Annotated in this window: 4 protein-coding genes; 2 read left to right on the top strand and 2 right to left on the bottom strand. The window is 58.2% G+C overall.

The window, feature by feature from the left end; all coding sequences use genetic code 11:
* Window positions 1-294: LysO family transporter (locus tag Q0K43_RS10890; RefSeq protein WP_297290548.1), on the top strand; the 294-nt coding region annotated here is incomplete at its 5' end.
* 12 nt (window positions 295-306) lie between these two features.
* Window positions 307-786 carry a hypothetical protein gene (locus Q0K43_RS10885; RefSeq protein WP_297290547.1) on the top strand — a complete coding sequence of 160 codons (480 nt, stop codon included), beginning with the start codon at window positions 307-309 and terminating at the stop codon, window positions 784-786.
* Between the two features lie 55 nt (window positions 787-841).
* Here the strand turns inward: Q0K43_RS10885 and Q0K43_RS10880 are convergent, their stop codons facing one another.
* Window positions 842-2,116, bottom strand: a complete 1,275-nt coding sequence (locus Q0K43_RS10880) for an HlyC/CorC family transporter (RefSeq protein WP_297290546.1) — start codon at window positions 2,114-2,116, stop codon at window positions 842-844.
* A gap of 255 nt (window positions 2,117-2,371) precedes the next feature.
* Entirely contained in the window at window positions 2,372-2,713 is a 342-nt protein-coding gene (gene rplQ / locus Q0K43_RS10875) for a 50S ribosomal protein L17 (protein ID WP_297290545.1), read from the bottom strand.
* Between the last annotated feature and the right edge of the window lie 65 nt (window positions 2,714-2,778).

Genomic DNA, 2,778 nt, shown 5'->3' with positions numbered 1-2,778 from the left:
TACTCCCTGGCCCCCACCCTGCTGGCTCCCTATTCCCTGTCGGTGTCGGCGGTGGCCTTCCTGTCCAATGTGATGCGTGAGATCTTCTCCATCCTGGCCATTCCCTTTATCGCCCGGTATGTGGGCTATGTGGAGTGCGCCGCTCTGCCCGGCGCGGCGGCGATGGATACCGTGCTGCCGGTGGTGGTGGGTGCTACCCATGAGCGAATTACCATCTATTCCTTTACATCCGGCGTGGTTCTGTCCCTGGCTGTGCCCATTCTGGTGCCCGCCATCATAGCCCTCCCCTTCTGAGGAAACTGCCCTATGGAAATTGAACGCCGTTGGCTGGTGGAGGGCTGGCCTGACCTGACCCCCCATTCCCTTCTGGAGATGGAGCAGGGGTACTTCCTCACCAACCCCGCTATCCGAATCCGCCGGGAGTCCCTTCAGGGAGGCGATACCGCCTATGTACTTTGCTTTAAGGGGGGCGCCGGTCTGGCCCGGGAAGAGATCGAGGTAACGGTGGATCAGGACCGCTACCAGCGCCTGAAAACCATGCTGGGTAAGCCCATGATCCAAAAGGAACAACGCCGCTATCCCCTGCCTGGCGGACTCACCCTGGAGGTCAATGCGGTGGACCCCGATCTGGAAACCGGTTTCTTCTACGCCGAAGTGGAATTCCCCACCGAGGATGCCGCCCTGGCCTGGGCGCCGCCGGAAGAGCTGACAGCCTATCTCTCCCGGGAGGTCACCGGCCAGCCCGGCGAGAGCATGGCTGCCTATTGGGCCCGGACCCGCTTATAACACCAAAAACCCTGCGGCGCTGCCGCAGGGTTTTTGTTTGCCAATGGCACTTTATTTACGACTCTCGTGTCTTCTCTTTCTCCTCCGGCTCCGGCAGTACCCGCACCCGGATCTCCAGCACCCGCCGGTGATCCACCTTGGTGACCGTCACGTCCAGGCCATCAGAGACGAAGTGGTCCCCCCCCTCGGGGATGCGGCCGATCTGCTCCATCACCCAGCCGGAGATGGTGTTGGCGTCGCACTCACCCTTGATGGAAAACAGGTCAAACAGGTCGGTGAGGTCGGCGGAGCAGGAGATCAGGTAGCTGCCGTCCTCCTGTTTTTTGAACTCCTCAATGACCTCGTCGTGTTCGTCCCAGATCTCGCCCACCAGTTCCTCCACGATGTCCTCCAGGGTCACCAGACCCTCGGTGCCGCCGTACTCATCCACCACGATGACCATGTGTGCCTTCTCCCGCTGGAGAATACGCAACAGCTCGGAGATCTTGGTGTTGCCGGTGGTGTACAGCATGGGGCCGGTAAAGGACTTCATATCGGTGATTCCCCGATAGCGGGCGGCGTGGAAGTCCTTTTCGTGGATCACGCCGATGATATCGTCGATGTCCTCATGGTATACCGGTAGGCGGGAATAGCCGCTCTCGGCGAAGGCCTGGGCGATATCGTCCATGGAATCGGTATCCTCCACCGCCACAATGTCCACCCGGGGAGTGAGGATCTCATCCACCTCCATGTCGTTGAACTCAATGGCGGAGCGGATGAGCTTGCTCTCGTGCTGGTCCAGACCACCTTCACTCTCGGCCTGGTCTACCATGGTCACCAGTTCTTCTTCCGTGATGCCGCTGTCCCCCTCCTTGTGGAACACCTTGGACAGCACCTTCTTCAGCAGGCTGAACAGGAAGTTCACCGGGGTGAGGATCACCATCAGGATACGCATAATGGGGGCGGAGAACATGGCAAAGCTCTCCGGGTATTCCTTGGCCAGGCTCTTGGGGGAGACCTCGCCGAAGACCAGCACCACAATGGTGATGACGGCGGTGGAGATCACCGCACCATTTTGCAGCCGCAGGCCCTCCGTGAAGAACACGGTGGCCAGAGAGGAGGCGGACAGGTTGACAATGTTGTTGCCCACCAGGATGGTAGACAGCAGGTTGTCATACTGATCCACCAGCTTGAGCGCCAACGCGGCCCTGCGATTGCCGGCGTCCGCCTTGCTTTTCAGGCGAATGCGGTTCAACGAGGTGAAGGCAGTCTCGGTTGCAGAAAAATAAGCGGATAGAATCACAAGGACCACAAGAATGATAATCATCGTTAAACTGGAACTGTCCGGCATAAAACAATACTCAACTCCAACTCTTAATTTTGAGGGGAACGCGCAAAAGGACACCCCTATTCCCTTACAGAAATAAGGCTGTCCTGCTCCACAGACTCTCTAATGTAATTGCAACTGGGCGGAGGTTCGTCCACGAGGGCTCACCGTCTCCTTTATCATTGATTGGAGTTTAGTATACCATAGCATATCTGCAAATGCAAGACCAACCGCAAACAAAAAGCCCCCTGCCTGCGGCAGGGGGCTTTTGATGCAAACTTACACCAGCTGCACGATGGCCATCTCGGCGGCATCGCCGCGGCGGGGGCCGATCTTGACCACACGGGTGTAACCGCCGTTACGGCTGGCATACTTGGGGCCCAGCTCGTCGAAGGTCTTCTTGGCCACGTCCTCCTTGGTCAGGTAGGACAGGGCCTTGCGGTAATTGGCCAGGTTGGGGTTCTTGGCCAGGGTGATCATCTTCTCGGCCATGGGAGCAACTTCCTTGGCACGGGCATAGGTGGTCTTGATCTGACCATTCTCCAGCAGGTAGGTGGTCATGGCACGCAGCATGGCGAGACGCTGATCAGTGGGCTTGCCCAGTTTACGGTTATGAGACATGAGATCCAACTCCTATCGGATGTTCGCCAAGGCGAACTCCACAATTTAAATTCGTCCGGGGGGAT

The sequence above is a fragment of the uncultured Flavonifractor sp. genome, assembly GCF_944383115.1.
Lineage (GTDB): Bacteria > Bacillota > Clostridia > Oscillospirales > Oscillospiraceae > Flavonifractor.
The sequence above is the reverse complement of the archived record's forward strand: the minus strand, read 5'-3'. Positions and strand labels throughout refer to the sequence as shown.

Bases quoted from the DNA above. Each gene is read 5' to 3' on its own strand.
- Q0K43_RS10880 (WP_297290546.1), bottom strand. From the start codon at position 2,116: ATGCCGGACAGTTCCAGTTTAACGATGATTATCATTCTTGTGGTCCTT.
- Q0K43_RS10885 (WP_297290547.1), top strand. From the start codon at position 307: ATGGAAATTGAACGCCGTTGGCTGGTGGAGGGCTGGCCTGACCTGACC.
- rplQ (WP_297290545.1), bottom strand. From the start codon at position 2,713: ATGTCTCATAACCGTAAACTGGGCAAGCCCACTGATCAGCGTCTCGCC.